Origin of the sequence: Mesorhizobium sp. M1348 (genome assembly GCF_040317925.1) — a bacterium.
Lineage (GTDB): Bacteria > Pseudomonadota > Alphaproteobacteria > Rhizobiales > Rhizobiaceae > Mesorhizobium.
Map to the genome: position 1 here is coordinate 16427 of NZ_JAMYLH010000014.1, position 26128 is coordinate 42554.

Annotated in this window: 25 protein-coding genes and 1 riboswitch; of the genes, 11 read left to right on the forward strand and 14 right to left on the reverse strand. The window is 62.3% G+C overall.

Features of this window, described 5'->3' with window-relative positions; all coding sequences use genetic code 11:
• The first annotated feature begins 264 nt into the window (after window positions 1-264).
• From chvE to NKH13_RS21795, 5 genes are all read left to right on the forward strand, one after another.
• Window positions 265-1329, forward strand: a complete 1065-nt coding sequence (chvE, locus tag NKH13_RS21775; RefSeq protein ID WP_254816339.1) for a multiple monosaccharide ABC transporter substrate-binding protein — start codon at window positions 265-267, stop codon at window positions 1327-1329.
• 99 nt (window positions 1330-1428) lie between these two features.
• Window positions 1429-2961, forward strand: a complete 1533-nt coding sequence (gene mmsA / locus NKH13_RS21780; protein WP_292659527.1) for a multiple monosaccharide ABC transporter ATP-binding protein — start codon at window positions 1429-1431, stop codon at window positions 2959-2961.
• A complete protein-coding gene (gene mmsB, locus NKH13_RS21785; RefSeq protein WP_292659525.1) occupies window positions 2958-4250 on the forward strand; it encodes a multiple monosaccharide ABC transporter permease in 1293 nt (430 codons plus the stop codon). The genes mmsA and mmsB overlap by 4 nt, the downstream gene beginning before the upstream one ends.
• A gap of 189 nt (window positions 4251-4439) precedes the next feature.
• The gene (araD1, locus tag NKH13_RS21790) at window positions 4440-5432 is read left to right on the forward strand and encodes an AraD1 family protein (protein WP_352715665.1); all 993 of its coding nucleotides are present in this window, start codon (window positions 4440-4442) and stop codon (window positions 5430-5432) included.
• Between the two features lie 27 nt (window positions 5433-5459).
• Window positions 5460-5909: a hypothetical protein gene (locus NKH13_RS21795; RefSeq protein ID WP_352914266.1), complete on the forward strand. Its 450-nt coding sequence runs from the start codon at window positions 5460-5462 to the stop codon at window positions 5907-5909.
• A gap of 34 nt (window positions 5910-5943) precedes the next feature.
• On the opposite strand, the gene NKH13_RS21800 is transcribed toward NKH13_RS21795, so the two are convergent.
• Window positions 5944-7038: a 2'-deoxycytidine 5'-triphosphate deaminase gene (locus NKH13_RS21800; RefSeq protein WP_352715671.1), complete on the reverse strand. Its 1095-nt coding sequence runs from the start codon at window positions 7036-7038 to the stop codon at window positions 5944-5946.
• Window positions 7039-7173: 135 nt separating this feature from the next.
• A riboswitch (SAM riboswitch) is annotated at window positions 7174-7251 on the forward strand.
• 69 nt (window positions 7252-7320) lie between these two features.
• Here NKH13_RS21800 and NKH13_RS21805 point away from each other — a divergent pair.
• The gene (locus tag NKH13_RS21805) at window positions 7321-8511 is read left to right on the forward strand and encodes an O-succinylhomoserine sulfhydrylase (RefSeq protein ID WP_352715674.1); all 1191 of its coding nucleotides are present in this window, start codon (window positions 7321-7323) and stop codon (window positions 8509-8511) included.
• Between the two features lie 36 nt (window positions 8512-8547).
• Here the strand turns inward: NKH13_RS21805 and NKH13_RS21810 are convergent, their stop codons facing one another.
• Window positions 8548-9702, reverse strand: coding sequence for a ceramide glucosyltransferase (locus NKH13_RS21810; RefSeq protein ID WP_352914268.1), 1155 nt, complete (start codon window positions 9700-9702; stop codon window positions 8548-8550).
• Window positions 9703-9930: 228 nt separating this feature from the next.
• Between NKH13_RS21810 and apaG the strand changes: the two genes are divergently transcribed.
• On the forward strand, window positions 9931-10323 hold the full coding sequence (apaG, locus tag NKH13_RS21815; protein ID WP_254816331.1) for a Co2+/Mg2+ efflux facilitator ApaG/CorD: 393 nt from the start codon (window positions 9931-9933) through the stop codon (window positions 10321-10323).
• A 6-nt stretch (window positions 10324-10329) separates the two neighbouring features.
• Here apaG and NKH13_RS21820 read toward each other — a convergent pair whose 3' ends face one another.
• The 3 genes from NKH13_RS21820 to NKH13_RS21830 all read right to left on the reverse strand — a co-directional run bounded on the left by NKH13_RS21820 (window position 10330) and on the right by NKH13_RS21830 (window position 13643).
• On the reverse strand, window positions 10330-11340 hold the full coding sequence (locus tag NKH13_RS21820) for an Hsp33 family molecular chaperone (protein WP_352715680.1): 1011 nt from the start codon (window positions 11338-11340) through the stop codon (window positions 10330-10332).
• Window positions 11341-11517: 177 nt separating this feature from the next.
• Window positions 11518-12429 (reverse strand): ornithine carbamoyltransferase, encoded by a 912-nt coding sequence (gene argF / locus NKH13_RS21825; protein ID WP_352914271.1) that lies wholly within the window; start codon window positions 12427-12429, stop codon window positions 11518-11520.
• A gap of 14 nt (window positions 12430-12443) precedes the next feature.
• On the reverse strand, window positions 12444-13643 hold the full coding sequence (locus tag NKH13_RS21830; protein ID WP_352914274.1) for an aspartate aminotransferase family protein: 1200 nt from the start codon (window positions 13641-13643) through the stop codon (window positions 12444-12446).
• 354 nt (window positions 13644-13997) lie between these two features.
• Between NKH13_RS21830 and NKH13_RS21835 the strand changes: the two genes are divergently transcribed.
• Window positions 13998-14522: a GcrA family cell cycle regulator gene (locus tag NKH13_RS21835; RefSeq protein ID WP_023677348.1), complete on the forward strand. Its 525-nt coding sequence runs from the start codon at window positions 13998-14000 to the stop codon at window positions 14520-14522.
• A 110-nt stretch (window positions 14523-14632) separates the two neighbouring features.
• On the opposite strand, the gene NKH13_RS21840 is transcribed toward NKH13_RS21835, so the two are convergent.
• The 3 genes from NKH13_RS21840 to NKH13_RS21850 all read right to left on the reverse strand — a co-directional run bounded on the left by NKH13_RS21840 (window position 14633) and on the right by NKH13_RS21850 (window position 17865).
• On the reverse strand, window positions 14633-15640 hold the full coding sequence (locus tag NKH13_RS21840; RefSeq protein ID WP_352715689.1) for a magnesium and cobalt transport protein CorA: 1008 nt from the start codon (window positions 15638-15640) through the stop codon (window positions 14633-14635).
• A gap of 116 nt (window positions 15641-15756) precedes the next feature.
• Window positions 15757-16482 (reverse strand): phosphate signaling complex protein PhoU, encoded by a 726-nt coding sequence (gene phoU, locus NKH13_RS21845; protein WP_352488223.1) that lies wholly within the window; start codon window positions 16480-16482, stop codon window positions 15757-15759.
• Window positions 16483-16599: 117 nt separating this feature from the next.
• The gene (locus tag NKH13_RS21850; protein WP_352914278.1) at window positions 16600-17865 is read right to left on the reverse strand and encodes a sensor histidine kinase; all 1266 of its coding nucleotides are present in this window, start codon (window positions 17863-17865) and stop codon (window positions 16600-16602) included.
• Window positions 17866-18062: 197 nt separating this feature from the next.
• Here NKH13_RS21850 and ppk2 point away from each other — a divergent pair, with 197 nt between their 5' ends.
• A complete protein-coding gene (gene ppk2, locus NKH13_RS21855; RefSeq protein WP_352914281.1) occupies window positions 18063-18965 on the forward strand; it encodes a polyphosphate kinase 2 in 903 nt (300 codons plus the stop codon).
• Window positions 18966-18989: 24 nt separating this feature from the next.
• Here ppk2 and NKH13_RS21860 read toward each other — a convergent pair whose 3' ends face one another.
• The 3 genes from NKH13_RS21860 to NKH13_RS21870 form a co-directional block, all read right to left on the reverse strand.
• Window positions 18990-19739: an enoyl-CoA hydratase-related protein gene (locus NKH13_RS21860; protein ID WP_352914282.1), complete on the reverse strand. Its 750-nt coding sequence runs from the start codon at window positions 19737-19739 to the stop codon at window positions 18990-18992.
• A gap of 15 nt (window positions 19740-19754) precedes the next feature.
• A complete protein-coding gene (locus NKH13_RS21865) occupies window positions 19755-20393 on the reverse strand; it encodes an acyl-homoserine-lactone synthase (protein WP_023677342.1) in 639 nt (212 codons plus the stop codon).
• Between the two features lie 97 nt (window positions 20394-20490).
• A complete protein-coding gene (locus NKH13_RS21870; protein WP_352898518.1) occupies window positions 20491-21222 on the reverse strand; it encodes a helix-turn-helix transcriptional regulator in 732 nt (243 codons plus the stop codon).
• A gap of 271 nt (window positions 21223-21493) precedes the next feature.
• On the opposite strand from NKH13_RS21870, the gene NKH13_RS21875 reads away from it, so the two are divergent.
• Window positions 21494-22345, forward strand: a complete 852-nt coding sequence (locus NKH13_RS21875) for an ABC transporter substrate-binding protein (protein WP_352914284.1) — start codon at window positions 21494-21496, stop codon at window positions 22343-22345.
• Window positions 22346-22359: 14 nt separating this feature from the next.
• On the opposite strand, the gene NKH13_RS21880 is transcribed toward NKH13_RS21875, so the two are convergent.
• Window positions 22360-22770, reverse strand: a complete 411-nt coding sequence (locus NKH13_RS21880; protein WP_292659499.1) for a tellurite resistance TerB family protein — start codon at window positions 22768-22770, stop codon at window positions 22360-22362.
• A 246-nt stretch (window positions 22771-23016) separates the two neighbouring features.
• Here NKH13_RS21880 and NKH13_RS21885 point away from each other — a divergent pair, with 246 nt between their 5' ends.
• A complete protein-coding gene (locus tag NKH13_RS21885) occupies window positions 23017-24672 on the forward strand; it encodes a lysine--tRNA ligase (RefSeq protein WP_352914285.1) in 1656 nt (551 codons plus the stop codon).
• Here NKH13_RS21885 and NKH13_RS21890 read toward each other — a convergent pair.
• Together NKH13_RS21890 and NKH13_RS21895 are read right to left on the reverse strand one after the other, a co-directional pair.
• A complete protein-coding gene (locus NKH13_RS21890; RefSeq protein ID WP_352715707.1) occupies window positions 24635-25471 on the reverse strand; it encodes a thermonuclease family protein in 837 nt (278 codons plus the stop codon). The two genes, NKH13_RS21885 and NKH13_RS21890, sit on opposite strands and share 38 nt — an antisense overlap.
• Before the next feature lie 11 nt (window positions 25472-25482).
• Window positions 25483-26127 carry a S24 family peptidase gene (locus NKH13_RS21895; protein ID WP_023677336.1) on the reverse strand — a complete coding sequence of 215 codons (645 nt, stop codon included), beginning with the start codon at window positions 26125-26127 and terminating at the stop codon, window positions 25483-25485.
• Window position 26128 lies beyond the last annotated feature (1 nt).

A 26128-nucleotide genomic window follows, 5' to 3' on the forward strand; every position in this document is an offset into this window, starting at 1 on the left:
ACTAGCCTAAGCCATATCAGTCTCGATATAGCAACCATCAAAGATCGCATTTGACAGTTATGGCAAAGCGACACACCCTTCGCGCGTCCTGAGACTTGACGATCGGTGACGAGGGAAAATTCGTATCGATTGAAACCAGAGTTTCGGGGCCGATTGGGAGGATACCGGAGATCGATTGACGGCAGCGGCGCGTTTGGCGCTCCTGCACGATTGCGCGGCCCACGAAACCCAAGGGTACGCGTCCATCAACCAGGGAGAGTTAATGTGAAGATTATCAAGACACTGGCCGCCGTCGCGGCCCTAGGCATCGCGGCCATGACGCTGCCCGCGCAGGCGGGCGAAGGCCTGATCGGCGTGCTGATGCCCACCAAGACCTCGCAGCGCTGGATCAACGACGGCGACGCCGTCAAGTCCCAGCTCGAGGCTCTGGGCTACACCGTCGACCTGCAATATGCGCAGGACGACATTCCGAACCAGCTCAGCCAGCTGGAAAACGAAATCACCAAGGGCCCGAAGGCGCTGATCATCGCTTCGATCGACGGCACCACGATGGGCGATGCGCTGCAGAAGGCGAATGACGCAGGCGTCGTCGTCGTCGCTTACGACCGCCTGATCAAGAAGACGCCAAATGTCGACTACTACACAACCTTCGACAATTTCGGCGTCGGCGTCATCCAGGCCAAATCGCTGCTCAAGGGCCTCGGCTATCCCGAGAAGAAGGGTCCGTTCAACATCGAGCTGTTCGGCGGTTCGCCGGACGACAACAATGCGTTCTTCTTCTATAACGGCGCCATGTCGGTTCTTCAGCCGCTGATCGACGACAAGACCCTCGTCGTGAAGTCCGGCCAGATGGGCATGGACAAGGTCGGCACGCTGCGCTGGCTGGCGGCAACCGCCCAGGCCCGCATGGACAATCTGCTCTCCGCCAACTACTCGGACGGCAGCCGCGTCGATGGCGTGCTCTCGCCCTATGACGGCCTGTCGCGCGGCATCATCGCTTCGCTGCGCGCCGTAGGCTACGGCACTGCCGATCAGCCATGGCCGATCGTCACCGGACAGGACGCCGAGACCGCTTCGGTCAAAGCGATCATCGCCGGCGAACAGTATTCGACCGTGTTTAAGGACACCCGCGAACTCGCCAAGGCGACGGTCGAACTCGTCGACAAGGTGCTCTCGGGCGGCAAGCCGGAAGGCCTCGACACCACGACCTACAACAACGATGTCAAGGTCGTTCCCTCGATCCTGTTGACGCCGCATGACGTCGACAAGTCGAACTACCAGGCGCTGGTGGTCGACTCCGGCTACATCAAGGCCGAAGAACTGAAGTAATCGCGGTTACAAAGCCTGGGGTCCTGCGCAGGCAGGGCCCCTTTTCGTTGGCGAGCCAGCCCGGTATTGTTTGCGGACCTCGCAGGAGTGGTATTCTCAATGGCATCGACGATTTTGGAGATGCGCGACATCACCAAGACGTTTCCCGGCGTCAAGGCGCTGTCGAACGTCAAGCTCATGGTCGAGGAAGGCGAGATCCATGCCGTGGTCGGCGAGAACGGCGCCGGCAAGTCGACGCTGATGAAGGTGCTGTCGGGCGTGTATCCGTCCGGCACCTATGACGGCCAGATCATCTATCGCGGCGATGAGTGCCATTTCAAAGGCATCCATGATAGCGAACGCAAGGGCATCGTCATCATCCATCAGGAGCTTGCGCTGGTGCCGATGTTGTCGATTGCCGAAAACATCTTTCTCGGCAACGAGCACGCCAGATACGGCGTCATCGACTGGAATGCCAACGAGACGCGCACCAGCGCCCTGCTCAAGAAGGTCGGCCTCAAGGAAGACCCCAACACGCTGATCACGAATATCGGCGTCGGCAAGCAGCAGCTGGTCGAGATCGCCAAGGCGCTCAGCAAGGAAGTGAAGTTGCTCATTCTCGACGAGCCGACCGCGAGCCTGTCCGAAAAGGACAGCCAGGCGCTGCTCGATCTGCTGCTCGAATTCAAGCGGCAAGGCATCACTTCGATCCTGATCTCGCACAAGCTCAACGAGGTGAACCGGGTCGCCGACAAGGTCACCATCATCCGTGACGGCCGGACTATCGAGACGCTGGCCAAGAAGGACATCTCGGAGGACCGCATCATTACCTCGATGGTCGGCCGTTCGCTCGACGACCGCTATCCGCCGCGCGAGCCGAAGATCGGCGAGACCGTTCTCGAAGTGAAAAACTGGTCGGTCTACCACCCCATCCATGCCGAGCGGCAGGTCATCAAGGGCATCAACCTCAACGCCCGCAAGGGCGAAGTGGTCGGCATTGCCGGGCTCATGGGCGCCGGCCGGACCGAGTTTGCGATGAGCCTGTTCGGCCGGTCCTATGGCCGTCGCATCACCGGCGAGGCGTTCCTTAACGGCAAGCCGATCGATGTCTCTTCGGTGAGCAAGGCGGTGGAGCACGGCATCGCCTACGTTACCGAGGACCGCAAGACCTACGGTCTCAACTTGATCGACCACATCAAGCACAACATCACGCTGGCCAACCTGCCCGGCGTGTCGCGCCACGGCGTGATCGACGATTTGCGCGAGCTCTCGGTCGCCAATGATTATCGCGGCAGGACCAATATCCGAGCCTCGAGCGTCTACCAGATGACCGGCAACCTTTCTGGCGGAAATCAACAGAAGGTGGTGCTGTCGAAATGGCTGTTCGCCAATCCGGAAGTGCTGATTCTCGACGAGCCGACACGCGGTATCGACGTCGGTGCCAAGTATGAAATCTATACGATCATCGCGCGTCTCGCCTCCGAGGGTAAGGCAATCATCGTCATCTCGTCGGAAATGCCCGAACTGCTCGGCATCACCGACCGCATCTACGTCATGAACGAAGGACGCATCGTCGGCGAAATGGCGGCGAGCGACGCCAGCCAGGAAAAGATAATGCGCGCCATCGTCCGCGGAGAAGGAAAAGCATCATGAGCACCGAAAGCGCTCCCGGGCCGCAGACCGGCGTTGCCCAGGACCTACAACAGGGACCTCGCATTGCCGTCTCGGCGCTGGTCACCAACCTGCGCGAATACGGGTTGGTGCTGGCGTTGATCGCAATCATGGTGTTCTTCCAGTTCACCACGTCCGGAACGCTGTTCAAGCCGGTGAACCTCAGCAATCTGGTTCAGCAGAACAGCTTCATCATCGTGATGGCGCTGGGCATGCTTCTGGTGATCGTTTCGGGCCACATCGATCTCAGCGTCGGCTCCGTCGCCGGCTTCATCGGCGCGCTGGCGGCGATGATGATGGTCATCTGGCCGCTTGGCCCGTTGAGCAATCCGCTGGTGGTGTCGATCATCTGCCTGATCGTCGGTGGCGCGATCGGCGCGGCACAAGGCTACTGGATTGCCTATCATCGAATACCGAGCTTCATCGTCACACTGGCGGGCATGCTGATCTTCCGCGGCATCTGCCAGGCGCTGCTGGGTGGCGGGTCTTCCGTGGGGCCGCTCCCCGTCGGCTTCAAGGCGCTCAGTTCCGGCTTCATTCCGGACCTGATCGGCCCATTGACGCTGATACCGCCAACCGTGAACGCCGCCGGCAAAACCATTGTCGGCAGCGGCCTGACGCTGCACCTGACGACGATCGTGATCGGCCTCGTCGCCGTGCTCGCCTATGCCTATTTCGGACTCAGGGCACGGCGCACCCGTGAGAAGCATGGCTACGAAGCCGAGCCCTTCTCGCTGTTCGTCGTCAAGACCCTGGTGATCAGCGCGCTGGCGCTGTTTCTCGTCTACCAATTCGCCACCTATAGGGGTCTCCCCATCGTTCTCATGGTGATGGGCGTGCTGATCGCGTTGTTCGTCTTCGTTACCAAACGCATGACGATCGGCCGTCGCATCTACGCGATGGGCGGCAATGCCAAGGCAGCCCAGCTATCGGGCATCAAGACCGAACGGCTGACGTTGATGGTGTTCATCAATATGGGCGTGCTGTCGGCACTCGGCGGCCTGATTATCGCTGCGCGCCTGGGGCAGGCTGTGCCGGCGGCGGGCCTCGGCAGCGAGCTTGACGTCATCGCCGCGGTGTTCATCGGTGGCGCTTCGGCGATGGGCGGTGTCGGCCAGGTCATCGGCGCGGTGGTCGGCGGCTTTATCATGGGCGTCATGAACAACGGCATGTCGATCATGGGCGTCAATGTCGACTGGCAGCAGGTGGTCAAAGGCCTGGTGCTGCTCGGCGCCGTCGTCTTCGACGTCTACAACAAGAACAAGGCTTGAGAGGCAACCAGGAGGCATACGGGTCATATCGCGGCGCTGCCGGGCGACGCGAAAAAGTCCCCCGAAGGACCTGATCCGCGAGCGCAATCCGGACGAAGAATTTCAACCGAGGCGCGGACAGGGTCCGGGCCGCGCAGGGTAGGGTTTGCCGAGAAAGGCAGGCCAGCCCGCAATTCAGAGAGGGTTACCATGCTGATCTCACAGATCCTCGACGACGCCGAGACGATCCGCGTCGTTGCCCGCAACGGCGGCAAGACCCGCGTCATCAACGGCGCCCGCAGCGTCTATTCGCTGGCGATGGAGGCCGCGCGCACCGGCAGCGGGCTTGTCGCCCTGATCGAGCGCAAGGGCTTTGGCGAAACCGTCGATCTCGACGCAGCCTACAAGAAGGGGCGGCTGCTGTCGCCGATCAACCATCCCGATCCGGCGCATCTCCATCTCACCGGCACCGGGCTGACGCATCTCGGCTCCGCCGCGACCCGCGATTCCATGCATAAGAAGCTCAGCACGGACGGCGAGGAACAGCTGACCGATTCCATGAAGATGTTCCGCATGGGGCTTGAGGGCGGCAAGCCGGCGAAGGGCCAGACTGGCGTGCAGCCGGAATGGTTCTACAAGGGCAATGGCACCATGGCAGTGGCGCCCGGGGCGCCGCTTATGTCGCCGGCCTTCGCCCAGGATGCCGGCGAGGAGCCGGAAATCGCCGGTATCTATGTGATCGGCGACGACGGCGCCCCGTTCCGCGTCGGCTTCACGCTGTCGAACGAGTTTTCCGACCACGTCACCGAGCGCGTGAACTATCTCTTCCTTGCCCATTCCAAGCTGCGCAACGCTTCGTTCGGGCCCGAAATCCTGATCGGCGATCTGCCGTCCGACATCCGCGGCGCCTCACGCATCCTGCGTGACGGCAAGCTGCTTTGGGAAAAGCCGTTCCTGTCGGGCGAGGCGAACATGTCGCACACCATTGGCAATCTCGAGCATCACCACTTCAAATACTCGGCCTTCCGCCAGCCGGGCGACGTGCATGTGCACATGTTCGGCACGGCGACGCTGTCCTTCGCCGACGGCATCAGGACCGAGGCCGGCGACGTGTTCGAAATCGAGGCCCAGGATTTCGGCCTGCCGCTGCGCAACCCGCTTGAAATCGAGCAGCCGGTGAAGGTGGCGGTGAAGGCGTTGTAAACTGGTGACAGAATTCAGGGGCGAAAGATGAACGGCCTGCGGATTGGCACTGTGTTCGTAAGTTTAGTCCTGTTCCTCGCCTATTTCTCCCCAGCGGCTTACAGCGCCGGACAATGCAGCGCAAAATCCTATCGCGAAGCCCGGATGTCGATGACTAACCGGCTTCTGGCCACCGGCTATTCGAAATCGCAAGTGAGCTTTCTGATGCGCAACGCGGATCGCATGACGTCCGCACTCCGCGCTGACAGAATGAACGACAATGGCAGAGCCTGCGGTATCGACTCCGCCAGAGCCCATGTGCTGGGATGTCTCGGCAAGCAGTTGTTCCCCTTGCAGTCCAGCTCAAGCGCCTCACTTGACGAGAAGCAAACCAGAGGATTTTGGGGGAAGAAGCGATTGGCAGTGCGAGAACTGCTCTTTATCGGTCAGTTTCATGGCTGCCTTGGCGCCGCGAAAGAATATCTGTTTCGCGGCTGACAGCTTGTTCGCGGCTGACGGCTTGCGAACAAGCTCAGCGCGCGGCGCGGAAATGCTTGGACAGTTTCAGGCCCTGCGCCTGATAGTTCGAGCCGAGATCTGTGCCGTAGAGCGCTTGCGGCCGTTTCAGCATGTGCTCGTAGACTAGCCGCCCGACGATCTGGCCGTGGTCGAGGATGAACGGCACTTCATGGCTGCGTACCTCGAGCACCGCCCGGCTGCCGGTGCCGCCCGACGCCGAATGGCCGAAACCCGGGTCGAAGAAACCGGCATAATGGACGCGGAACTCGCCGACCAGCGGATCGAAGGGCGTCATTTCGGCGGCGTAGAGCGGCGGCACATGCACCGCCTCGCGCGACACCAGAATATAGAATTCGTCCGGATCGAGCACCAGCTCGCCGGCACCGCTCTTGTAGAGCGGCTCCCAGAAATCGACGACATCCTGCGCGGCGCGCTTGTCGACGTCGACCAGGCCGGTGTGGTGCTTGCCGCGATAGCCGACCAGCCCGTCCTTGTCGCCGTCGAGATCGATCGACAGCGCGATGCCACCGCCTGAGATATTGGGTGGTTCGGTGGCGACCAGCATTTCGGCGCGGTGCAACTCGTGCAGCTCGCTTTCCGACAAAAGCGCATTGCCGGTGCGGAACCTGATCTGCGACAGCCGCGAGCCGGTGCGCACGACGATCGGGAAGGTGCGCGGGCTGACTTCCAGATAAAGCGGGCCTTCATAGCCGGCGGCGATCTTGTCGAACTCGTGGCCACGGTCGGTCATAACCCGGGTAAAGATATCGAGCCGCCCGGTCGAGCTCTTCGGGTTGGCCGAAGCCGAAATATGCGCGGGCAGCGCCAGGCTTTCGAGAAGCGGCACGATGTAGACGCAGCCGGTTTCCAGCACGGCACCTTCGGCGAGGTTGATCTCGTGCAGCTTCAGCCGGTCGAGCTTGTCGGCAACCCTGTGGTCCGGGCCGGGCAAGAAGGAAGCACGCACCCGCCAGGCCTTGTCGCCGAGCCTGAGGTCAAGGCTGGCCGGCTGGATCTGATCGGCATCGAGCGTGCGCGGCGATTTCAGCGCGCCCGACTGGAACAGCGCGGAAATATCCTGATCGGGAAGAATGCCTGTCTGCCGCAAGGGTCTGGCTCCGTTCGAACGCCGGGCGAGGTCTTGTACTGTCGCAGGTCCGACCGTGGACGCCTTTGGCACCTGCTTGGTACAACCCTCTTAATCATGCCGGCAATTGACGCAAGCGTGGCGCGGGTCTAAAGGTCGTTATCCCGTGGTGATTTGGCCGGTCGGCTTGCAGCCACGTTAAACAAGTCGCTAAAGGACCGTCGGGCCGCAAGGCCATATGGACCGGTTGCGACTTTCGCGACCGGTTTTTTGTTGTTTGGACCATTTTTGGTGTTGGATAGAATGATGAACAAGAAGCGCGACTGGAAGCCTCAGACCGCACTCGTGCATGCCGGGACGCTGCGTTCCGGCTTCGGCGAGACCTCCGAGGCGATGTATCTCACCCAAGGCTATGTCTACGAGACGGCGCAAGCGGCGGAAGCCCGCTTCAAGGGCGAGGAGCCGGGCTTCATCTATTCGCGCTATGCCAACCCGACCGTCGACATGTTTGAAAAACGCATGTGCGCGCTGGAAGGCGCCGAGGACGCGCGCGCCACGGCATCCGGCATGGCGGCGGTGACGGCAGCACTGCTGTGCAGCGCCAAGGCGGGCGACCATATCGTCGCGGCGCGCGCGCTGTTCGGCTCCTGCCGCTGGGTGGTCGAGACGCTGGCGCCGAAATACGGCATCGAGGCAACACTGGTCGACGGCACAGACATCGCCAGTTGGGAAAAGGCGGTCAAGCCGAACACCAAACTGTTCTTCCTGGAAAGCCCGACCAATCCGACGCTGGAGGTGGTCGATATCGCCGCCGTCGCCGCACTTGCCAACTCGATTGGCGCCAGGCTGATCGTCGATAATGTCTTCGCCACGCCCTTGCAGCAGAAACCCCTGCAGCTCGGCGCTCACATCGTCGTCTACTCCGCGACCAAGCATATTGACGGCCAGGGGCGCTGTCTTGGCGGCATCGTTCTGTCGGACAAGAAGTGGATCGACGAAAACTTGCATGACTATTTCCGTCACACCGGCCCGAGCCTCTCGCCCTTCAATGCCTGGACGCTGCTGAAAGGGCTGGAGACGCTGCCGCTGCGCGTACGCCAGCAGACGGAAAGTGCCGGCCGCATCGCGGATTTCCTCGCCGAGCGCCCGCAAGTCGCCCGCGTCATCTATCCCGGCCGCGCCGACCACCCGCAAGCGGCCGTGGTCAAGAAGCAGATGTCGGGCGGCTCGACGCTGATCTGCCTGGATGTGAAGGGCGGCAAGCAGGCGGCCTTTGCCTTCCAGAACGCACTCGACATCGTGCTGATTTCCAACAATCTCGGCGATGCCAAGAGCCTGATCACCCATCCGGCGACGACGACGCACAAGAACTTGACCGATGAGGCTCGCGCCGAGCTCGGTATCGGACCGGGAACGCTCAGGCTTTCCGTCGGCCTGGAAGATGCCAACGATCTGCTCGAAGATATCGAGCAAGCGCTGAGAGCTGCCGGATAAGGACTGGCCGAACAGAGGCGAGCGGGGATGCGCCGATCAGACGCCGGACGGGGTCTCTTCCAGCTCCGCGACGGCCTTGGTCTGGATGGTCATCACGTTGCCGCGCCAGTCGACGGCGCCGCTCAGCCATCCGCGCGCCCAAATGGCGGGAAGCATCAGGTCTCGCGCCATCATCGCCGGGATCGTGCGCGGCGACAGGTGCCATCCCTTGGCCGAGGCCAAGACGCATTCCGGCAGGTAGGCCGCGACCAGCACGGCGATGGCGGTTGCCGGCAGGCTGACGCCGGCGTCAGCCGCGGCGATCAGCGCAAGCACCAGCGGCGGCGCCGCGCCGATCAGGATTTCGGGGGCAAAGAACAGTGCAAAGGTGACGCGGCGCAGCCGCGCCCAGCGCGCCTGCCGCGACCAGATCTCGCCAAGCGTGCGCCGGCCGAGCGGCTGTTCGAAGGGCGAGGCGACAAGATTGACCCGCAGTCCGAGCCCGTTGACCAGCTTGGTCGCGGCGGCGTCCTCGGCGATCTCGGCAGCAAGCGCGCGGATGCCGCCATTGGCATCGAGCATCGGCTTGTTCCACAACATGCTCTTGCCCTGCGCGAAGCCGAGGCCGAGCGCCTCTCCAGCGTACTGCCAGCGTGCCTGCAGCGTGTTGAGAAAGGCGCATTCGACCTCCCCCCAAAATCCGTCCGGCCGCGAGCCGATCGGCGTCGAGCAGACGAGGCCGGTATCGGGCCGCCATGCCGCCATCAGCTGTTGGACATAATCGCTCGGCATAAGCACGTTGGAATCGGCAAGGATGACCCAGCGATAATGGGCCGCCTCCCAACCCTTCACGCAATTATTGAGTTTTGGATTGCCGCTGATGCGGTCGTCACCGACTAGAAGGCGGGCGCGAATAGCTGGAAACCGCGCCATTGCGGCGGTGATCGGCTTGACCACCGGGTCATCGGCATGGGCGACGCAGAAGATGAGTTCGTAGCGCGGCCAGTCGAGGGAGAAGGCGCGCTCCAGAGTCTCTTCGGCAAACGGCTCGACGCCGCGCGCCGGGACGACGATCGATACCGGCGGCGCGTCGGCCGCGGGCGGTGCAATCCTGGCTGGTCGCTTCAGCTTCAGCGAAGCTAACAGGATGCTGGCGAGATTTGAAAGAAGGAGGGCTATGGAAAGGAGGGCGGCTGCGAATGTCGGTTCCATCGAGATCTGGTCACTCCAGAAATGCCGGCCGCATGACGGCCGTTTTCAACAATTCGACAAAACGCTGAGTCGCCCGGCACAAGCCTGCACACCAACATTGTCATGTGTCACTCAAATGACATTGTTTTTCGGCACCTGCGCTTGAGATCGGGCAAGAAGATGCCGCGCATCGTTGACCAAACTGCGCTGAGCATCGAAAGTTCCATCTACATTGCTTTGGAGCAGTTTATGTACAGCGCCGTCACCCGCAACATCGAAGTGCAGGTCAGGCCGTTCTATCTGGAGGATCACTCTGACCCGCCGCAAAACCGCTATGTCTGGGGCTACCAGGTGACCATCGACAACCAGTCGGATGAGTTCGTGCAGCTTCTATCACGCTACTGGCACATTACCGACGGCACCGGCAAGGTCGAGGAAGTGCGCGGCCCCGGGGTCGTCGGCGAGCAACCCGGACTCAACCCCGGCGACAGCTATCAGTATACGTCTGGATGCCCGCTCTCGACCCCATCCGGCATCATGGTCGGGCACTACACAATGCGCAACAAACGGGGTGAGACCTTCGACGTCGCCATCCCCGCCTTCTCGCTCGATTTGCCGGGCACGCGGCGCACCGTCAATTGAGGGCCGTCATCCGGCCGCTGCAAACTCCGCCGGGTCGAAGTCATATTGCTTCGAGCAGAATTCGCAGGCGACGTGAATGCTGCCATCCTCGGTGCTGTCCCTGATCTCCTCGGCGGAAAAGCCTTCGAGGATGCCGCGGATCTTCTCCCTCGAGCATGAGCACTGGTCGGCAACCGGCACGCCGCCGAAAACGCGGACGCCATGCTCGTGGAAAAGCCGGTAAAGCAGCCGTTCGGCGCCGATCGTCGGATCGATCAGCTCGGTCGGTTCAATGGTACCAAGCAGCGCCAGCAGCTCCTGCCAGGAATTGTCGGTCGGGTCGTGGATTTCCTCACGCGGATCGCCGTCGCCACCGGGAAGGTCGGGTACGCGCATGCGCTCCGCCGACTGCGGCAGGAATTGTGCCAGCAGGCCACCGGCCCGCCATTGCTCGCGGGCACCGCCGACGCCGGGCGTCAGAAGCTTGGCAACCGAAAGCCGGAGGTCGGTCGGAATCTGCTCCGACTGGCGGAAATAGGTGCGTGCGGCATCTTCCAGCGTGACGCCGTCGAGTTGGACGATGCCCTGGTAGCGTTGCGTGTGAGCGCCCTGGTCGATGGTCAGCGCCAGGACGCCGCTGCCGAGCAGAGTCTGCGGTGACGTCTCGCCGGCAGAAGTCAAAGCCTGCAGCCGGTCGGCATCGAAGCGGGCATAAGCGCGCAGCGCGTGCGGCGTGGAGAAATCCGCGACCAGCATGTCGACCGGCCCGTCGGTGCGGGTCTGCAGAATGAACTTGCCCTCGAACTTCAGCGAAGTTCCGAGCAGTACAGTTAGCACACAGGCTTCGGCCAGTAGTCGGGCGACCGGCTCGGGATAGTCGTGGCGGCTGAGAATAGCGTCGAGCATCGACCCGAGCTGGACGGTGCGGCCGCGCACGTCGAGCGGGCCGACCTCGAACGGCACGACATGGTCGTCGCCGGCGTAGCCGAATTCGCCGAGCTTGGGTTTATGTTCAGCCAATTGATGAGTTTCCAACATGACAAAGCTCCGGGGCGCGGCGATGCCGCCCTCCGGGGCGCATGCGACGAGACGCGCTCGATTTGCGTGATGCGCCTGAGATAGGCACCACCCACTTCCGGATCAAGGCGGCCCGGATCAAGGCGGCGCGGATCAAGGCGGCGCGGATCAGGCCGGCCCGGATCACCGCGGCCCGTATCAAGCGCCCAGGCACCAGGCCAAGACCGCCTTCTGGGCATGGAGCCGGTTCTCGGCCTCATCGAAAACCACCGAATGCGGCCCGTCGATGACCTCGTCGGTAACCTCCTCACCGCGATGCGCCGGCAGACAGTGCATGAACAGCGCGTCCGGCTTGGCTTTCGCCATCAGTGCCGCATTGACCTGATAGGGCAAGAAGACATTGTGGCCGCGGGCACGGTGCTCCTGCCCCATCGAGACCCAGCAGTCGGTGACGATGCAGTCGGCCTCGTGAACGGCCTCCTCGGGCGAACGGGTGAATTTCAGCTTGCCGCCATTGGCTTTCGACCAGTCGACATGCTTCTGAGCCGGTTCGCTGCCCTCGGGCACGGCGACGTTCAGTTTGAAGCGGAACCGCGCAGAAGCCTCCAGCAGCGAATGCAGCACGTTGTTGCCGTCGCCGGTCCAGGCGATCGTCTTGCCGGCCACCGGACCGCGGTGCTCTTCGAAGGTCATGATGTCGGCCATCAGCTGGCAGGGATGGGTCTCGTCGGTCAGCCCGTTGATGACGGGGACCGTAGCGTTTTCCGTCAGTTCCAGCAGCCGGTCATGCGAGGTGGTGCGGATCATGATGGCATCGACATAGCGCGACAGCACCTTGGCCGTGTCGGCAATGGTCTCCGAGCGGCCAAGCTGCATCTCGGTGCCGGTCAGCATGATCGTCTCGCCACCCAACTGCCGCATGCCGACGTCGAACGACACGCGCGTGCGCGTCGACGGCTTGTCGAAGATCATTGCCAGCACCTTTCCTTCGAGCGGCTTGGTGCGTTCGCCGGCCTTGAGCCTTGCCTTTCGCACAGCTGCGTCGTCGAGCATGAAGCGCAGATCGCCTTCGGAAACGGCGGAAAGATCGGTGAAATGGCGAAGGGACATCAGGAATTCCAGGATTACTTCGCGGCGGCAGCGACGATGGCATCCGCCAGGCTTTTGGCGCCGGCACGAATGCGCTCGAGCGCTTCGTGGATCTCGGCGTCGGTGACGGTGAGAGGCGGCAGCAGGCGGATAACGTTGTCGCCGGCCGGAACCGTCAAGAGATGCTGGTCACGCAGTGCCACCGTGACCTTGGTGTTGGGCATCGCGCATTTAAGCCCGAGCATCAGGCCGGTGCCCCTGATGCTTTCGATAACATCCGGAAATTCGTCGGCGACACCGGCAAGCCCCTGCTTCAACAGCAGCGCCTTGCGCCGGACGTCCTCGAGAAAGCCGTCTTCCAGCACCACGTCGAGCACGGCGTTGCCGACCGCCATCGCCAGCGGATTGCCACCGAAGGTGGTGCCGTGCACGCCGGCGGTCATGCCGACCGCTGCCTCGTCGGTGGCGAGGCAGGCACCCATCGGAAAGCCGCCGCCGATGCCCTTGGCCACCGCCATGAGGTCGGGTGTGACACCCGCCCACTCATGCGCGAACAGCTTTCCGGTGCGGCCGACGCCGCATTGGACCTCGTCGAAAATCAGGAGCAGCCCGTGCTGATCGCAGAGCTGCCTGAGGCGCCTCAGCGATTGCGTCGGCACTTGCCTGATGCCGCCCTCGCCCTGCACCGGCTCGATCAGGATCGCCGCGGTCTCAGGCGTGATCGCCTTTTCGGCGGCGTCGATATCGTCGAAACCGACCTGGTCGAAGCCGTCGACCTTGGGGCCGAAACCTTCCAGGTATTTGTACTGGCCGCCGGCGGCGATGGTCGCCAGGGTGCGGCCGTGGAACGCGCCTTCGAAGGTGATTGTGCGGTAGCGCTCGGGATGGCCCTTGACGAAGTGGTAGCGCCGCGCCGTCTTGATGGCGCATTCGAGTGCCTCTGCGCCGGAATTGGTGAAGAACACCTTGTCGGCGAAGCTGGCGTCGGCCAGCCGCTCGCCGAGCCGGCTCTGTCCCGGAATCTCGTACAGATTGGAGACGTGCCAGAGCTTGGCGGCCTGCTCGGTGAGGACCGCGACCAGATGCGGATGGCTGTAGCCCAACGAATTCACGGCGATGCCGCCGGCGAAGTCGAGATATCGCTCGCCCTTATCGGTGACCAGCCAGGTGCCTTCACCGTGGTCGAAAGCCAGGGGTGCGCGAACAAAGGTCTCGAAAAGCGCCGAACCGCTCATTATATGCGTCTCCGGAACCGGAAAATCAAAAAGCCGCCAAAGCGGCGGCCCTTGTGGCTTATCGTGTTTTTCGGCCGTGAAGTCAACGAAAAGGTCGCGCAAGGACGTGCGGCAAGCCCTCCAGCACAACGCCGGCTCATAAGCGACCGGGCAAGTTGGGGAAAACCGAAAAAACCGATTCGTGTTGGCCTTGGGACTCTTGTCACCGAGTCAGCGCATAAGGTAATTGTAGTAGAGAAATAACTAGATTTCGTGCGGCGGACCTAATCACCCGATATATGTGGTGTCTGCCCGGCAGAAGCCGGGTCGGGAATGGATTCCGATTGCCGCACGTTTCAGCAGGAGCGCGGTCTCATGAACTGGACTGACGAGCGAGTCGAACTTCTCAGAAAATTGTGGTCGGAGGGCCTCAGCGCCAGCCAGATCGCCGCACAGCTTGGCGGGGTCAGCCGCAATGCGGTCATCGGCAAAGTGCACCGGCTGAAACTGTCCGGTCGCGGACGCACGACCGCCTCACCGGCACGCCAGAAGAAGACGGTACAGGGGTCGACGATCCAGAAATCGGTGTCGCGGGCAGCAAGCGCCACGCGCCATGCCACCACGTCGATGTCGATCGGTGCGACCGCGCTCAAGGCGCAGTTCGATGCCGAACCGGTGGCGCGCCACTATATTCGCCCGGTCGAGAACGTCGTCGTGCCGATCTCGCGGCATCTGCAACTCGTCGAACTGAACGAGCGCACCTGCAAATGGCCGAATGGCGATCCGCTTTCGGAAGACTTCCATTTCTGCGGCAACGACGCCGCCGAAACCGGGCCCTACTGCAAGTACCACGCCCGCGTGGCGTTCCAGCCGGCATCGGAGCGGCGGCGGAGCAGGTGAATGGTGAATGGTGAATGGTGAATGGTGAATGGTGAATGGTAGCGGGTTGAGCTTGGAGTAAGAAGCAAGGCTCTCGTCTAGCCCTATTCACTATTCACCATTCACCCACTTCATAGCCACCCATTCTTGCGAAACCGCCAGTAAAGAAACGTGCAGATCAGGGCAATTGCCGCCAGGACGGCCGGGTAGCCATATTCCATCCTCAGTTCCGGCATGTCGCTGAAATTCATGCCGTAAATGCCGGCGAACGCAGTGGGCACCGCCAAGATGGCGGCCCATGAGGCAAGCTTTTTGGAGATCGCCGTCTCCTGGCTTTGACCGACCAGAAGGCTCGCCTCGAAGGCGAAGGCGAGAACCTCACGCAGGCTGTCGATCTTTTCCTGGACAGTGCGGATGTGGTCGGTGACGTCGCGAAACAGCGGGTGCATGGCTGTGTGGATTTGCGGCAGATCGGCGCTGGTCAGCCGCCGGCAGACCTCCACCAGCGGCAGGGCCGCGTTGCGCAGGCGCAAGAGATCGCGGCGCAGCATGTAAAGCCGCTCGATATCGGAGCCGGTCATCGGTTTCAGCAGAACCTTGTCCTCGATCGCCTCGACCTCGTTTTCGATCTGCTCGAGCACCGGCATGTAGTTGTCGACGATGAAATCGAGAATGGCGTAGAGGACGAAATCCTCGCCCTTGGCAAGGGAATGCGGGCAGCTTTCCCAATGCTGGCGAACGGCGGCGTAGGAGGTCGACGGGCCATGCCTGACGCTGACGATATAGCCGGCGCCGACGAACAAATGTGTCTCGCCGAAGGTGACACGGCTGTCGATCAACTGCGCCGTGCGGGCAACGATGAACAGGGCATCACCATATTGCTCGATCTTCGGCCGTTGGTGCGGATGCTCGGCGTCCTCGATCGCCAGCTCATGCAGATGGAATTGCGCCTGGACGCGCAGCAACAAATTGCGGTCGGGCTCCAGCAGTCCGATCCAGACCACGTGGCCCGGCTTCCCGGCCCATTCACCGGCTTCCTCGATCGGTATGTCGGCGATGCGCCGCCCAGCCGTATAGACACCGCAGGCGATTATGCCCGACAGCGGCGGCGCAGGAGCAAACTCGCGGACATATTCCATCGCAGCCTCCTGAAGGCGGGGCCTTCATCGCGGAACTGAGAAGTCGGCGCGTCGAAAGCTTAGCGCAATTTTCTGTCAGGTGGCGAATCCGAAATTCGCATCGGTGTCGGGAGAACTCACTTCGCCGGTGGCGTTGCAGGAAGAATAATCTTGTCCGTCTTGTCGCCCTTTGGACGATCGGCCGGCATCTGATCGCCGGTGACGATATAGTAGATCGTCTCGGCGATGTTGGTGGCGTGGTCGCCGATGCGCTCGATGTTCTTGGCGCAAAACAGGAGATGTGTGCAGGGGGTGATGTTGCGTGGGTCTTCCATCATGTAGGTCAGCAATTCGCGAAACAGCGACGTGTACATGGCGTCGATCTGGTCGTCGCGGTCGCGCACGAAACCGATTTTCTCCACCGACCGCGACGCATAGACGTCGAGCACTTCCTTGAGCTGGGTCAGTGCCAGATTGGCCAAAGCCTCGAGGCCGCGGAACAGACTGTTCGGCTGGCGCCCGTCTGCGACCGCAACCACCCGCTTGGCGACGTTCTTGCCGAGGTCGCCTACCCGTTCGAGGTCCGCCGAGATGCGGATCGCGCCTACGATCTCGCGCAGATCCGTCGCCATCGGCTGGCGCTTGGCGATGATGATGATCGCCTTGTCGTCGATCTCGCGCTGTCCCTCATCCAGAACCAGGTCGTCTCGAATGACTTTCTGGGCAAGCCCCGGATCCGCATTAACCAACGCCGCGACCGCCTGCTCGACCATGCGCTCGGCATGCCCGCCCATCGCCGCGATGCGCTTCGACAGATATTTCAGCTCCTCGTCATAGGCGCTGACGATATGCACGGACTGCATGGACGAAATGCCTTCCCGGGATCTCGTGGTTGAGTCGTTCCCTCGAATCCCCGCTGATACGCTAGCCGGATGACAGAAAAAAGAAACGGCCCATTATGTGCTAGAGATAGTACCGCGTCAGCGAGCCGGCAAATGGACCGTGAACGCAGCGCCCTTGCCGACCTCCGACCTGATGGAGAGCCTGGCGTTGTGGCGGGTCAGGATATGCTTGACGATGGACAGGCCAAGGCCGGTGCCCTTCTGGGTCCGGCTGTTCTCTACGTCGACGCGGTAGAAGCGCTCGGTGATGCGCGGGATGTGTTCTTCGGGGATGCCGGGGCCGAAATCCCTGATGGTGACGTCGATGCCCGGTTCGGGATCGCTATCGCTGCGCGTGATCGACACCACGACGCGTCCGCCCGACTGACCGTATTTGCAGGCGTTTTCCAGCAGATTTTCGAAGACCTGGAAAAGCTCGTCCCGATCGCCGGGCACGTCGAGCGGCCCTTCCGCGAAATCACGCTCGATGACGACGCCGTTTTCCTTTGCGAGCGGCCCAAGCGAATCGATGACGCTGTCGATGGCCTGGCGCAGGTCGACCTCGGTTCCCGGCTTGAGATAGGGCTTCATCTCTAGGCGCGACAGCGACAGAAGGTCGTCGATGAGGCGCGCCATGCGGCTGGTCTGGTTCTGCATGATCTGCAGGAACTGCTCGCGCGCCACGGGGTCGTTGCGGGCCGGCCCGCGCAGCGTCTCGATGAAGCCGGTGATCGAGGCGAGAGGCGTGCGCAGCTCGTGGCTGGCATTGGCAATGAAATCGGCACGCATTCTGTCGATCCGGCGCGCCTCACTCTGGTCCTTGAACACCAGCACGTAGAGATCCGTGGCATGGCCGACAGAAGACGCGCTCACCCGATAGGCTCGTTCGACCGGCAGCTTTTCTATGTAGTCGACGCTGTCCGAAGCGACGTTGCCCGCCAAGATACTATCCAGCAAGGCCTGCATTTCCGGCGCGCGGAATTTCAGCGACAGCGACATGCCGGGGGCAATTCCGCCAAAGGCGGCAAAGGCGGCGGCGTTGGCGTGGACGATGGCGGCGGAGCGATCGAAAATGATCAGCGGATCGGCAACCGCCGCCGCGAGATATTCGCCGGAAAGCCGTTGCAGACCGCTCGCCTCGATGGCCGCGGCATTTTGGGTCGATTGACGCGCGACGCCGGCCGGCAGCATCGCAGCGGCAACCAGCACGACGCCTGCCAGGAGCACCACATAGCCGGACATGCCGGCAAAACCATAGACCATCAGCACCGCAATTAAGGCGGCCGCCAGCAGCCAGCGGCTGTTCCACAGCCGCATGGCGACGGCTTGCGCCCTGCCTTTCCGCTCTGTGCCGATGTCGGCCATTTGCGCTCCGTCTGCGGCCACTTCAAGAACTTCCTGCTGGACCGGCGCTAGAGCACAGTGCGTCCAATTGGGCGCACAAAGGACGCTCTACCACTTTATATGCTGCATCGTTCTTTCCGAAAATCGATTCCGATTTTCGGGCCGATGCAGTAAGGCTCCCAATAGCATGAGTCCGGAAGCTGGAAAGGTTCGCCTCGATGAAAAACGCGAAGGAAATCCCCGCCGCACCCTCATCGGGGCCGCTGAAGATCATGATCGACGGCAAGGAGCGGGAGTTCGACATCGAGGCCCCCACGCTTCCCGACTGGGTCGAGGACCGCAAGCTGACCGCCGGCGGCTATCCCTACGACAAGAAGATGAAGAGCGAGGAGTATGACGAGAGGCTTGAGAAGCTGCAGATCGAGCTGGTCAAGGCGCAGGCGTGGCTGCAGTCGACAGGCAAGCGGGTAATGTCGCTGTTCGAGGGGCGCGACGCTGCCGGTAAGGGCGGCACGATCTTCGTTTTGCGCCAGTATCTGAACCCTCGCACGGCGCGCAACGTGGCGCTGACCAAGCCAACACCCACCGAGCTTGGACAATGGTACTTCCAGCGCTACGTCGACCACTTCCCGACGTCGGGCGAATTCGTCACTTTCGACCGCTCCTGGTATAACCGCGCCGGCGTTGAACCGGTGATGGGATTCTGCACGCCCGAGCAGCACGAGCAATTTCTGGACGAGGTTCCGCATTTCGAGCGGATGATCCGCAACGAGGGCATACATTTCTTCAAATTCTGGCTGAACATCGGCCGGGAAACGCAGCTCGAGCGATTCCATGACCGCCGCTGGAGCCCGCTGAAGAGCTGGAAGTTTTCGCCAATCGACATCGCCGGCATCACCAAATGGGACGACTACACCAAAGCGCGCGACCTGATGGTCGAGCGCACGCACAAGGAGTTCGCGCCTTGGATCATTGTGCGGGCGAACGACAAACGGCGCGCGCGGCTGGCCGTCATGCAGCGCATTCTCCTTTCGCTTCCCTATGACGGCCGCGACCTCGACGTCATCGGCAAGGAGGACAAGAAGATCATCGGCGAAGGGCCGACTTTCCTCGAAAAATAAGCTCACCTCATCGATACGCGGCTTTCATGCCGCCAGCCGGGCAATCCGCTGCAGTCGCTTCAGCGTGGTGTCGTCCTGCAGCGCCTGCTGGAAAAGCGAGATCTCCTGGTCGATGCGGTCGCAGAGCGCGCCGGTGTCCCCCCTGAGCAGGTCGCGCGTCTGCAGCAGCGCCGCGACAGGCTTCTTGGCGAGTTGCCTGGCTCTTGCCAGCGTGGCTTCCTCGACGCTCCCGTCCGTCACGATCTCTCCGACAAGGCCCAGTGCCCTGGCATCTTCGGCGGCGAGCGTGTCGCCCAGGCAGAAGAAGCGGAACGCCCCGGCATAGCCGAGCTTCTGCGGCGCCAGGATGCTGGTCGCCGCGTCCGGCACCAGGCCGAAATCGACGAACGGCACCCGAAACGTGCTCTTGCTCGAGGCGATCACCATGTCGCAGTGGAACAGGATGGTGCAGCCGACGCCGACGGCGTCGCCGTCGACACAGGCAAGGACCGGTTTCGGGAACGTCGCCAGCGTGCGGAACATATCGGTGACGGCGGCGATCAGTCGCCGATGTTTGGTGGCGTCGAGAAATTCGGAGAAATCGGCACCGAGGCAGAAGCACCCGGCCAAGCCGCGAAGGACCACAACGCGGACGTCGTCGTCGACAGCGGCTTCGTGGAATGTCCTGGCCAGGCTTTCATAGGCCCGCCTGTCCAGCACCGGGCGGCCGTCACCCGACGACACCGTGACGATCAGCGTGTGATTGCGGTATTCTGTTTTTGAGTGAACGTTCATGGCCTCTCTCCAATCTCACGAGGCGCGTCTCTGTCCGAGCATGTCCGGGTACCCTCTGGCCAGCACCGGCGCAAAGTGGTTGCGGCGCGAACGCACCACGTCGAGCGTGTGCTCGTTGAAGGTGAGCAGTGTGGCAACCACCTGCTGGTTGCCATAGGTACGCTGGTAACCGAGCGGCGTTGCCAGGAAATGCAGCTGCAGCGCGCGAAGCACCCACATCGGCTCGAATTCGATGATCACCTGGTTGACGTTGCGCTTCAGACCCCACTCGACGAAGCCGGCGATCAGCTCGGTGCCGACCGTCGACACGCCGCGCCGACCGTCGCGGAATCCCGGCGCAACCGCATAGCGGGTCAGTTCATAGACATTCGGGCCCGACGGTGGGGTTCCCTCATAAAGGTCCGCCAGCACATCGGTTAGAAGATGTGCCCGGGTCGTCGGCAACATCCGCTGGTAACCGGCGAGCTCGCCATTGCGGATGACGATCTGGTGCACTGCCTCGTCGTGGTCGAATTGATCGATCTCGAGGCCATCGGGGCGCTGCAGATCGGTCCATCCCATCTCTTCGACGAAAACTCTGTAACGCAAACGATGAACTGCCTCCCAGAGGTCGGGCCGTTCCATCAATTCCTGGGTCGTGAGGGAAAAAAGCATTTGCCGTCTCCTAGTTTCAATAGGAAGATACGGCCGTGCTTTCCCGAAAAAATTACGCGATCGCGTAGGCAAGAATTTCTAGGCCGGCGCGGCCGACCTAGTTAATATAGCCGCGCCTTATCGCTTCCGCGACGGCCTGGACCCGGTTGACGGCACCGAGTTTGCTTTTGGCGTTAAGAAGGTGTTTCTCTGACGTGTGTTCCGAAATGCCGAGAATTTGTGAAATCTCCCATTCCGACTTGCCAACGGCGGCCCATTGCAGGCATTCGCGCTCACGCGGCGTCAATTCGACATGGTCGATGGTTTTGCCTGCCATGGTGTGGAGCTGCATGGCGCGGCCAATCGCATAAGTCGAGACCAGCGACACCAGCCCGAATTCGGCGCCCGACAATTCGACAGCCTCGCCGCCCAGCGACACCATGACGATCTGGCCATCGAGCGTGATCAGCGGGAAGGCCAGCCCGTCGCGCAGCTTGAATTCGCCGGCATCGCCCATCACCTCGCCGCCGCTCTTGCCGATGCGGATGCCCTGAGACGCTTCCCGCCACTGGAATGGCGCTTGAAGCTGCTTCATGTGACTGACGACGGGGTCGTGATCGACGTAATTACGCGCGACGTAGCGCTCAAGCCATTCGGCCGGCCAGTCGCAGAGCAGCACATGGTCCTTTTGCTGGTTTCTCGGCGTGCCAGGTTGCGGAACCGTCCCGGCCATCAGCGCCGTCAGCCCGAACCCGCTTGTTACCCCCAGCAGCTTTTCGCAGACGGCGGCGGCTGTGCCGGCGTGCTGCAACTGATCTATCAACTCCAGGGTACGATCGAAATGACCCATCGCAACATCTACCCCATGTTGCCTTCCGCTCTTGAGGCCAATGGCAGTGATCAACCCGCACCACGCCATCAACCCCGGACTGCAAAGCTGCTTCCCCTGTGCGTCCTACTGCTCCTCTTCAGCCGGCATCACGCAGTCACTTGCAAACTCACTAAACAATATCCCTAAATTGCAATGATGAAACCAAAAACCGTTGTACCTGTGTTTTTTTCGTACAAAAACCTGTGTTATTTCGTACGAAAGCCGGGGCAAGACCGGACGGAGTCGTCGCGTGGCATTTCGGCGCATATCCATTTCATTGATCTCGATATTGATCGGAGCGCAATCGCTTGCGGCTGCTGCGCTCGCCGCGGAGCCGCAGGTGCCGGTGTTTTGGGACGCCAAGGAGCGGCTGCCAAAGCCGGACCTTTCTATGCTGCCGCGGCTGCGATTCCTGACCACCACGGATTTCCCGCCGTTCAATTTCCTCGATGGGGCAGGCCGGCTGTCGGGCTTCCATGTCGACCTGGCGCGCGCCATCTGCGCCGAGCTCGGCATTGCCGAAAAATGCCAGATCCAGGCGCTGCCCTGGGCCGAGCTCGAAGGTGCGCTCGGGAAAGGCGAGGGCGAAGCGATCATTGCCGGCATCGCCGCGACGCCGGAGTCGCGGTCGAAATACGCATTTTCACGCTCCTACCTGCAATTTCCGGCACGCTTCATCATGCTGAAGACACAGGCGCTGACCGAACCAATGTTCGACAAGCTGCGCAGCAAGCGTGTCGGCGTGATCGCCGGCTCCGCGCACGAGCGGATGCTGCGCGATTATTTCGGCGACGTCCAAATCGTCCCCTTCGCAAAGCCGGAGGAGCTTTATGGCGAGCTGAAAGCCGGCAAGATCGACGCCGCCTTCGGCGACGGCATGCGTTTCGCCTTCTGGCTCGGCGGTTCGGATGCAGCGGGCTGCTGCCGCTTTGCCGGCGGCCCCTATCTGGCGCCCGAATATCTCGGCTCAGGCATGGCAATCGCCACCAGGGCCGACGATCCGGCACTGGCCGCCGCTTTCGACTACGCGCTGCAGGAAATCTCGGTGAAAGGCACGTTCGCCGAGTTCTATCTGCGCTATTTTCCCGTCAGTTTTTTCTGAGCTTGGCCGCCGGCTCAGGTCAGCGTGCGAAGGCGGGCCTTGGCGGCTCGCGCAATGGCGGCGACCGTCAGCGCATCGAGGTCGAGTTCCCGGCGGACGAGCTGCAGGACGCGCACCTCCTCCAGGCGCATCTCGAGATCGACGGCTGCGACCTCGAAGGCGGCCGCATAGGCGGTGTCACGCAGGCGTTCGGGCAGCGCCTCGGCGACGCGCGCCAGGACGCCCTCCAGCCCGTCCTTTTCCTGCAGCATTTTCTGGCAGGCCTGGGCGACCTCGACCAGCCGCTCCTGGTTGAAATCCTCAAACACCGGCCAGGATCGAACGACGTCGCCGATCCGCGCTAGTTCGACGTCGGTCATGTCGCGGTCTGACGCCGAGGTGATGACCATCAGGTAGATCATGGCTTCGTGTGGCGACAATGGCATTTACAACTCCTTGAGATGGTCCCGAAGTTAGGAACGAGGGACCGGCGCCGCAAGGAAAAACAGCCGCGATCGTTGGCGCTCCGGTCACGCGTTGGAACTTGATCCATCCTGACTATCGGGACGGGGGCTCTTAATCTTCTTGCCTGATCACGGTCCTGCCCGAAAACCGGGTTCCACTTTTCGGGATCATGGTCTAGAGCATGCGGCTGCCGGCATGGATGCTGGCAAAGTTGCAGGAATAGCATCATGGCCGAACAACAGCCGATCGATCTCAGCCCGGAAGTCCTCGCCGCCGCCGCCGAAAGCAAGGCGTGGCCATTCGAGGAAGCGAAAAAGATCGTCGCCCGCTACGCGAGCAGCGGCTACCCGGAAACGGTGCTGTTCGAGACCGGCTACGGCCCGTCCGGCCTGCCGCACATCGGCACGTTCGGCGAGGTGGCGCGCACATCTATGGTGCGCCACGCCTTCCGCGTGCTGACCGAAGACAAGGTCAAGACGCGGCTGCTGTGCTTCTCCGACGACATGGACGGATTGCGCAAGGTGCCGGACAATGTGCCTAACAAGGACATGCTGCGCGCCTATCTCGGCAAGCCGCTGACCAGGATACCGGACCCGTTCTCCAATGAGTATCCGTCCTTCGGCGCCGCCAATAACGCACGGCTGCGCGCTTTTCTCGACCGTTTCGGCTTCGATTACGAATTCGCTTCCTCGACCGACTATTATACTTCCGGCCGCTTCGACGCGACGCTGCTCAAGATGCTCGAGCGCTTCGATAAGGTGATGGCAATTATGCTGCCGTCGCTGCGCGAGGAGCGGGCGCTGAGCTATTCGCCCTTCCTGCCGATCCATCCCAAGACCGGCATCGTCATGCAAGTCGCGATCGACGAGCGCAAGCTCGACGCCGGCACCATCGTGTGGCGCGACCCGGACACCGGCGAGCGCTTCGAGACGCCGGTGACCGGCGGCCATGCCAAGCTGCAATGGAAGCCTGATTGGGCGATGCGCTGGGCAGCACTCGGCGTCGACTACGAGATGTCCGGCAAGGATCTGATCGATTCCGTCAAGCTCGCCGGTCAGATTTGCCGCGCGCTTGATGCTCCGGCGCCGGAGGGCTTCAATTATGAGCTGTTCCTCGACGAGCACGGCCAGAAGATCTCGAAGTCGAAGGGCAATGGGCTGACCATCGACGAGTGGCTGACTTACGCGCCAACCGAGAGCCTTAGCTTTTATATGTTCCAGCGCCCGCGAACCGCGAAGAAGCTTTATTTCGACGTCATCCCGAAGGCGGTAGACGAATATTACACGTTCCTCTCTGCCTATCAGCGGCAGGACTGGAAGGAGCGGCTGGGCAATCCGGTCTGGCACATGCATGACGGCAATCCCCCGGCAGTCGACCTGCCGGTTCCGTTCTCGCTGCTGCTCAACCTGGTCAGCGCTTCGAATGCCCAAAACAGGAGCGTGCTGTGGGGTTTCATTTCGCGCCACGCGCCGGGTGTGACGCCGACGACCCATCCCGAGCTCGACCGGCTGGCCGAATATGCCATCCGCTATTTCGACGATTTCGTGAAGCCGGCCAAAGTGTACCGTGCTGCCGACGCGGTCGAGCGCGAGGCGCTGACCAAGCTTTCGGAAGCGCTCGCCGCGCTGCCGGCCGATGCCGACAGCGAGGCGATCCAGAACGCTGCCCTCAATGTTGCGCGCAAGATCGAGCGATACCAGGATCATTCCAAGCAGAGCCCGGAGGGCGGACCCGGAGTCTCCGTCGCCTTCTTCCAGATGATTTATCAGGTGCTGATAGGTCAGGAACGCGGGCCGCGCTTCGGCTCCTTCGCCGCGCTCTACGGCATCGCCGAAACGCGCGAGCTCATTCAGCGGGCGCTGGCTGGTCAGCTGGCGGCATGAGGACGCCGTCTTGCTCCTGCAGGATCGAGCTAGGCGCTACAGGCGCGGATCGCGACGCAGCCGGGAGCGGCGGCAGGCCTGAAACGCTCGGCGCCGGCCCGAAGACGCCTTTTTTTGCTGCACGCGCCTTCTCGCCGGCTTCCACGTAAGGGCCGCCCTTGGCGGCGCGCGCCCAGCCATTTTCGACCAGCCATTGGCCGATATCCTGATTGCCGATCCGGCACTCGGCGGCGATCAGATCACGACCGCCTTCGGGCGGCACGGCACAGACCACCGCACGACTGCGGAGAAAGGCGCGGAAGGCCGTTCGGGCCCGGATGCCGCAATTCCAGGACTCGCCGCCGTCGGTGCAAGTCTCCTCCTGCTTGACGATGTCGATACCGGAAACCGCAATCGAATAGCCCTTTGCTTCGATGACCCCGGCGGCCGACGCGACGGGCTGGAATAGTTTCGTGCCTTTCCAGTCGTCGGGCATTTTCGTTTTTGGCGGCTTGGGCGGTCCGGCCAATGCCAGATCGCTCAACGGGGCGCGCGGCTCTATCCGTTCAAGCTCGTTGGAACCGAGCTGCGGCGGCACCACGATTTCTGGATCGATTGCCCTCGAATGCGCCGCCTGCTTGGCCGGCACTGGTTTCGGGATGGCCGACGTAGCCGGCGCGGCGGGGTGCGGTTCAGGGCCGACCTGGATTTGCTCCCAAGGGCCGCCGCTTTCGCTCTGGACGGCGCGGCCGCCGGCGACAATTGCCGTGGCCATCGCCGGGATCGCCAGAACAGCCAACGCAAGGTGAGGCAGACGCACCGGCCCCGCGCCTACTGGCTTGCCCAGACAATCCGCGCCACCCATTCGACATCGCGCATGGGGATGTCGCGGTCAGGGTGATCGGGATTGAGGGAGACCAGCGCGATCGACCTCGGTGTCTGGCGGTCGAGCACCTTGGCCATCACCTCGCCGGCATTGGTCTTGACGACGACGCGATCACCCTTTCGTATGGTAGCCCCCGGTTCGACGATCAGGACATCGCCATTGCGGTAGAGCGGCAGCATGGAATCGCCCTGGACCTTCAAGGCATAGGAGGTTTCGGTTGCCCGTGCCGGAAGCTCGATCAGGTCCCATCCCTGCCCCGCCGGAAACCCGGCGTCGTCGAAGAAGCCACCGGCGCCCGCCTGGGCGAAGCCGAGCAGCGGCACCGACGATCTCTGCACGGGCAGTGCGCCGGAATTACCCCGACCCTCGACCAGCCCCGCAAATTCATCCAGCGAGGCGCCGGTCGCCTCGATGATCTTGGCCAGCGATTCGGTCGACGGCCATCGCGGCCGTCCATCTGAGGACAGCCGCTTCGATTTGTTGAAGGCGGTCGAGTCGAGGCCAGCGCGCCTGGCCAGTCCGGAGGCCGAAAGCGAATAACGCTCGGCAAGAGCGTCGATGGCGGCCCAAACGCGGTCGTGCGAGAGCACC

Coding starts and splice junctions, on each gene's coding strand:
- mmsA (WP_292659527.1), top strand. CDS start 1,429: ATGGCATCGACGATTTTGGAGATGCGCGACATCACCAAGACGTTTCCC.
- mmsB (WP_292659525.1), top strand. CDS start 2,958: ATGAGCACCGAAAGCGCTCCCGGGCCGCAGACCGGCGTTGCCCAGGAC.
- araD1 (WP_352715665.1), top strand. CDS start 4,440: ATGCTGATCTCACAGATCCTCGACGACGCCGAGACGATCCGCGTCGTT.
- NKH13_RS21795 (WP_352914266.1), top strand. CDS start 5,460: ATGAACGGCCTGCGGATTGGCACTGTGTTCGTAAGTTTAGTCCTGTTC.
- NKH13_RS21805 (WP_352715674.1), top strand. CDS start 7,321: ATGATGAACAAGAAGCGCGACTGGAAGCCTCAGACCGCACTCGTGCAT.
- NKH13_RS21810 (WP_352914268.1), bottom strand. CDS start 9,702: ATGGAACCGACATTCGCAGCCGCCCTCCTTTCCATAGCCCTCCTTCTT.
- apaG (WP_254816331.1), top strand. CDS start 9,931: ATGTACAGCGCCGTCACCCGCAACATCGAAGTGCAGGTCAGGCCGTTC.
- NKH13_RS21820 (WP_352715680.1), bottom strand. CDS start 11,340: ATGTTGGAAACTCATCAATTGGCTGAACATAAACCCAAGCTCGGCGAA.
- argF (WP_352914271.1), bottom strand. CDS start 12,429: ATGTCCCTTCGCCATTTCACCGATCTTTCCGCCGTTTCCGAAGGCGAT.
- NKH13_RS21830 (WP_352914274.1), bottom strand. CDS start 13,643: ATGAGCGGTTCGGCGCTTTTCGAGACCTTTGTTCGCGCACCCCTGGCT.
- NKH13_RS21835 (WP_023677348.1), top strand. CDS start 13,998: ATGAACTGGACTGACGAGCGAGTCGAACTTCTCAGAAAATTGTGGTCG.
- NKH13_RS21840 (WP_352715689.1), bottom strand. CDS start 15,640: ATGGAATATGTCCGCGAGTTTGCTCCTGCGCCGCCGCTGTCGGGCATA.
- phoU (WP_352488223.1), bottom strand. CDS start 16,482: ATGCAGTCCGTGCATATCGTCAGCGCCTATGACGAGGAGCTGAAATAT.
- NKH13_RS21850 (WP_352914278.1), bottom strand. CDS start 17,865: ATGGCCGACATCGGCACAGAGCGGAAAGGCAGGGCGCAAGCCGTCGCC.
- ppk2 (WP_352914281.1), top strand. CDS start 18,063: ATGAAAAACGCGAAGGAAATCCCCGCCGCACCCTCATCGGGGCCGCTG.
- NKH13_RS21860 (WP_352914282.1), bottom strand. CDS start 19,739: ATGAACGTTCACTCAAAAACAGAATACCGCAATCACACGCTGATCGTC.
- NKH13_RS21865 (WP_023677342.1), bottom strand. CDS start 20,393: ATGCTTTTTTCCCTCACGACCCAGGAATTGATGGAACGGCCCGACCTC.
- NKH13_RS21870 (WP_352898518.1), bottom strand. CDS start 21,222: ATGGGTCATTTCGATCGTACCCTGGAGTTGATAGATCAGTTGCAGCAC.
- NKH13_RS21880 (WP_292659499.1), bottom strand. CDS start 22,770: ATGCCATTGTCGCCACACGAAGCCATGATCTACCTGATGGTCATCACC.
- NKH13_RS21885 (WP_352914285.1), top strand. CDS start 23,017: ATGGCCGAACAACAGCCGATCGATCTCAGCCCGGAAGTCCTCGCCGCC.